Consider the following 5,866-nt stretch of genomic DNA (forward strand, 5'->3'; position numbering starts at 1 on the left):
GGTCTCCACCGCGCCCGTGTTTTGCCCGTGTTCCCCGTAGTGTGAGTTCATTCGGGCCTAATCCTCCCTTTTATCGGAGTGCATCGGTGCTCATCCGTGGTTAAGTCTCTTCTGATTGCGGCTATGCTGCGCTGTGAATTCCTTGACCTCCAGCTTGTTGAACCGGCTGCATTCATGAATCCGATGGATGATCCTTCTCGCACCATGACATTCTGCGTCTCCCCACACATCAGGCCCTGCCAGGTGTTGACGTTTGCGCGCAGATTCTGGTCAACTGATTGCAGCCGACGCTCGTCAAAAGAGTCGATCTCGCTTCACAAGGCCTTCTCGTGTCAGCAATCAATTTGGGCTGCACGGGAATGTCCGACTTCTACGGCTCCTCTTCAGAAAAAGCGGCTGCCGTGAGCACGGAGTAGTTTGTATGAAAAGGCGTAATTTTCTGAAGACCGTGGGGATGGCCGCGGCGGCGCTTGCGATTCAAGATGAAGCGCGCGGTGCGGAGTCGTCTGATTCCTCCTCCCCTTCCAGACGACGGCAACCCAACATCGTTCTGCTCATGGCAGACGATCTTGGCTACGGCGATCTCGGCTGCTATGGACAGCAGTTGATCGAAACTCCAAACATCGACCGATTGGCCAAAGAAGGCCTATTGTTCCACCAAGCATACGCAGGCGCCCCCGTATGCACCCCTTCCCGATGCGCGCTCATGACCGGGCTGCACAACGGGCACGCGGCGGCGCGCGACAATGTCCCGCATTACCCCACCTACCTCGAACAAGATGACGTAACAGTTGCCGAGATGCTCAAGAAGGCAGGCTACCACTGTGGCGGCGTTGGCAAATGGTCGCTCGGAGATGCCGGAACCGTGGGCCGCGCCACGAACAAGGGCTTTGACATGTGGTTGGGGTATCTCAACCAAGACCATGCCCACTATTATTACACCGAGTACCTCGACGACAACGACGGGCGGCTCGAATTAACAGGCAACACAGAGTCGCGGAAAGACTACAGCCACGACCTGTTCGTCGAGCGGGCACTCACGTACATCCGCGAGAACAAGGACGTTCCGTTCTTTCTCTATGGGGCCTTCACGCTGCCACACTTTTCGGCAGAAGACGAAGATCCCGACGGACTCACCGTTCCTTCCATCGAACCCTACGATGACAAGGACTGGGATGTGCGCTCGAAAAAATACGCGGCCATGATCCACATGCTCGACCGCGACGTCGGCCGCATCACCTCTTTAATCGACGAACTCGGCCTCACGCGCGACACGCTTGTCATCTTCACGAGTGACAACGGAGGGAACGACAACGTGCCCGCGCGCTTCGATACCAGCGGCCCGTTTCGCGGTTTCAAACGCGACCTCAGCGAAGGCGGTATCCGTGCCCCTTTCATCGCGCGCTGGCCCGGCGTGGTGCCCATGGGAAAAACCAGCGATGAAATCGTGGCGTTCTGGGACATGCTGCCGACGTTTGCTGAACTCGCCGGCGCCCAGCCCCCTCCCCACATCGACGGCACGTCCATCACACACGCATTGCGAGGCGGCAACGTCGAGAAGTCTCACGAATACTTGTACTGGGACTACGGACACTGTCGCGACCGCTATGACCAGGCCGTCCGAATGGGCAAATGGAAAGGCATCCGACTTGGCCGCGAAAGTGAGATTCAGCTCTACGATCTGGAGAAGGATCTTGGCGAAACAAACAACGTCGCCGCGGAACACGCCGAGGTTATAACAAAGATCGAATCGATTATGAACAAGGCCGTCGAGCCCAATCCCCGATACCCCATAGGCACGATATACAAAGGCAGCCCCTTGTGGAAGAAAGAAGTCAAGGGGCAGTGAAGTACACCTCCGCGCATCGAACGAGCTCGACGCTACCTATTCCGTGCACCGCGTTTCGACAATGGAAGTCAGGAGGTGTGTCGATGCCGGCTATCAAGTTTCATCTCTACGATCACCAGTTGTACCATGCCAGAAATGTCGAACAAAACGTGCTCAAGGTGGGCACGGAGGGAGACTGTTCGTGAGCCCGACCCAACACCGAAGACGCTGCGTTGCTCTGTCCCTGCTTCTTGCGGTGGCCATCCGTCCATCAGTGGCACAAGGACTATCAAAGAACACCGAAGAGCGCTACGAACCGCGTGCGCCGATGAGCTTGACCGTGCCACGGCATCCGATCGCCAGGAAGGACTATGTGGATTTCGTACGTCCCTGGGCTGCCGACTATCAAATGACACCCGAGGGCGATCAGTGGCAATGGCGCCATGGACCACTGCGGATTCTGCCGCCTCTGGCCGTGTTTGCATTCGAAGGCGATTCCGATCTAGGCGAACGGATCAAGCGCGACATGCACACATTCGCCCAGTGGGTAGACCACTCCGTCGAAGAGAAAGGCGTAGTGTTCTGTCTCGACGCGACGACGATCTCTGTTTTGTGCTTTGAGGAACTCCGCAAGCACCACCAAATGACGGAAGAGGACGAACGCTGGGCAAAAGAGATGCTGCTGAAAATTCGCCGGTACCAACCGGCTTGGGCCGAGAATGGGCCCTGGGATGGTTGGTTTCGCGGTTCGCATCATCGCGCCCAGGCGCAGGGCATCAACAATGCAATTGCCTCGCACCTCTATCCTGACGAGACCGGGGCAAAGGACTGGCGCACACTCTCCGACGTGATTTGGCGAGACTGGTGGGATTTCCGGGATGTCGGTATCAATGACGTGTGGTATTTCCACAGCAGCTTCGGCAACATCTTGCGCGCTGCATGTATCTTGGGACGAGAAGAGGTCTTCACTGATGCGCACTCGCGCCGGCTTTTCGAGCAGATCCTCTCAGAGACTTCGCCGGACGGAAGTGAGATCCCATACGGAGCCAGTTGCGGATATAACGTGGTCGCAGGCAGCCGCGTAGCGGCATTGGAATTGGCGTCACGCTACACACGGGATGGACGTTACCGATGGGTGGCCCATCGCCTGATGAACAACTGCCAGGCACGTCCGTTCTGTGGCAACTCCCCCATGGGCTCAAAGGCTATCGCCGATATTGCCGTCGCCAGCCTCGTATGCGACGACTCTGTTGAGCCAGTCGAACCGAAGGCGGAGTCAAACATCTTCTACCGAAAGGAGATTGTACGTCTCACGGACGCCCAGGTCCGCGAGAGGTTTCCCGGCTACGGCGGCGTGGACTGCAACACGTACATGACCCAGAACTCCATGCCGAGCAAACTCGTCTTCCGTTCAGGCTGGGACCCGGGCGACCTGTTCATGCTGGTCGAGTGCTACGCGCGCCACGACCCGCTCAATCCGACGGCAATCATCGGCCTGGAACACAATGGCGTGGCCATGGCCGAAATGGCGAGCGAAAAATTCGTGCCGCGCGAGAACGCCGTGGCAATTGCCGACCGCTCCGGAACGGCCACATATTTGGGGCAAAAAGGCTTTCAAGGCGAAAAGAAACTCCCCAAGGGTTGGTCGGGCATGGCGAGCGCCGTGCCCGTCTTCTCGGAACACGCGCTGGCCGTCCATGCGCGTGTGGATGTGACGGAATACCAAGGTTTCAATGCCACGCAACAGCGCGAATTCCTGTTCGTCAAGAATCGGTTTGTCCTCGTTCGCGACGAAACAACTTTCGCCGATTCGTTCCGCGCCGAGGTCGGCCCGATCTGGAATACGCAGCACGTCAGCGAGGTCCGCGGAAGTAACTGGATCAACACATGGTTCAGCGCGCACTACTTTGACAACACCTTGCTCTTTGAGGAGAAACCGTGGGACCTGCTGCTATGGTATGCACCCCGAGAAGACGTTTCACTCAACGTCATGCCCGATAGGGCAGAAGAGGCACAGCGAGGTAGTCACATATTCCCCACACAGTACGCTTGGGAAGGCCAGGTCGAACCGGAACAACGGCTTCAGTTCGTGACTGTCTTGATGCCACACGCCCCCACCCCAGACGCCTCGTCTCTGGCCAAAGGAATCGCGATCCTGGCAGACCAGCCAGGAGTCGCGGCAGTACAGATCGGCGATGGTCCGCACTTCGAAATCGCCATCCTCAATTCGGACGGCACCATGCTTGAATTGCACGCCTCGGCAGGCACTATATCGACGGACGCCCGCGCCCTATATGCCGACATTGAAGGGAACGCTCCGCGCCATGTGCTTGTCAAACAGGGCACTGCCCTGAGCTTCCGTGGTCAGAACGTGTTCCACTCCCCCACACGAACCGACTACGAGAAATAGGCTCCCACGTTACTTCAAGAAAGGAGAGCATTCTCGACCCGGCGGGGAACGGTCGCGTCACACGCAGAATACAACGCTCATGCTGAGCGCACGAGTGAAGCGGCTACCTTGCGAAGACTCACTTATGAGTATGATCTACCTGTTGCGTAGTCGAGTATACTCGTGCATTTTTGAGGGATGAAAGTGGCACTCTCGCGGCACTTACGGCGGGCTTGCGATGGAAAGGCGAAATGAAACGGGCCACTTATTGCGACCTGCAAATAAGTGGCCCGAAATAACCTATATGGTGGGCGGTACTGGACTTGAACCAGTGACCCCTTGCATGTCAAGCGGTCTAGTAGTCAAGTGATACAGTGCCGACTTTCAACTTAAACGCTGTAACCTGTTGGGACTACTATATCATGCTTCCGGCGCGAATCGCAACCCCTTTGCATCTATTGCGTATTTTAACCGCGTTTTCGGTCTATTTCGGTTAATTTAACCGGTAGCGTTAACCGGTCAATTAGGGACGCAAGCTGCTGGCGTTCGCTAATTTACTTGCGCGGTCGTTAGCCTATGGGTGTAGAATAGCCCTGTAGTACTTGCAAGACGCTTTGGCAAAGTCGGGAGGGGAACAACATGGGGTCCACAGCCAAGAGTATCGTCATCGGGGTATCCGCATTTGCGGTGACCTGTGTGCTTGCGTATCCGTGGATTGAGAAGCTCACAGAAAAGCCAGCCCCGCCGCCCGAGACGATCTTCGTGCCAGTGCCTCAAGAACCTGCAACCGCAGAAGAGTTGCCAGACGACACGCCCGACTATGCGCAAATGGCCCTATCGTACGATTACCTGAATGCCGCACTCATTCAGAAGCCCGACCTTGATGAAATGCACGATCTGTGGGACCGCGCCTACAGCCACTACCAAGCCAAGAACACCCAAAAAGAGCAATATGAGGCGGTGATGCTCATCTATCAGGCGAAGCAATACTGGCCTGATCTGACCACGCGCAAATGTCTGCAATACCTGATCGACGCCATACCAGATCCCTCTATTCGTGTTTCGAAGACCGTTCGAAGCGGCTCGGAGAGTCAAACCGGAGACTACAAGTTCGACAGAACGTACGACGATGCCGCCGTCACGTTTGACGTAGAAGTGGATTTCACAAACTGCCGACTGGTCTCTGAGGCTATCTATCAGAATCTTGTGTACTTGGCGCAATTGCCTGCTATTCAAGCCGCCGAGGCAGAGCAAGCAAGACGCGAGGCCGAAGACGCCGAGATACAGGCCAACTACGACAAGCAACAACAGCGCCGTGCCGACCGTGCTGAACAGTATCGAGCAAACCAAGCGGCTGCCTCCGAGGCCGCAGCTGCACGCGAGCAACGCCGTGCAGAATGGAACGAGAAACAGGCGCGCGAGCAATACTTACGAGGCCAGCGATTCTAGTCCAGCGCCGCTAACACGGACTTCGCGGCGGTTACGGCAGATCTAGTCCATTAAGCACAGACGTCGGGACTGTGCTTCGTCAATGCCGTCTCCCCATGAAACAAACAAGCCGTCAGGCCAAAACCCAACGGCTTGTTCTTAAACAACTTATATGGTGGGCGGTACTGGACTTGAACCAGTGACCCCTTGCATGTCAAGCA

At 56.6% G+C, this 5,866-nt stretch carries 3 protein-coding genes; all 3 read left to right on the forward strand.

The window, feature by feature from the left end; all coding sequences use genetic code 11:
* Positions 1-421 precede the first annotated feature (421 nt).
* The 3 genes from K1Y02_24720 to K1Y02_24730 all read left to right on the forward strand — a co-directional run bounded on the left by K1Y02_24720 (position 422) and on the right by K1Y02_24730 (position 5,666).
* Positions 422-1,849 (forward strand): sulfatase-like hydrolase/transferase, encoded by a 1,428-nt coding sequence (locus K1Y02_24720; protein ID MBX7259586.1) that lies wholly within the window; start codon positions 422-424, stop codon positions 1,847-1,849.
* A 181-nt stretch (positions 1,850-2,030) separates the two neighbouring features.
* Complete coding sequence (locus K1Y02_24725) at positions 2,031-4,238, forward strand: hypothetical protein (protein MBX7259587.1); 2,208 nt, start codon at positions 2,031-2,033, stop codon at positions 4,236-4,238.
* Positions 4,239-4,856: 618 nt separating this feature from the next.
* Positions 4,857-5,666, forward strand: coding sequence for a hypothetical protein (locus K1Y02_24730; protein ID MBX7259588.1), 810 nt, complete (start codon positions 4,857-4,859; stop codon positions 5,664-5,666).
* Positions 5,667-5,866 lie beyond the last annotated feature (200 nt).

The organism is Candidatus Hydrogenedentota bacterium (assembly GCA_019695095.1).
In the GTDB taxonomy this organism is placed as follows: domain Bacteria; phylum Hydrogenedentota; class Hydrogenedentia; order Hydrogenedentales; family SLHB01; genus JAIBAQ01.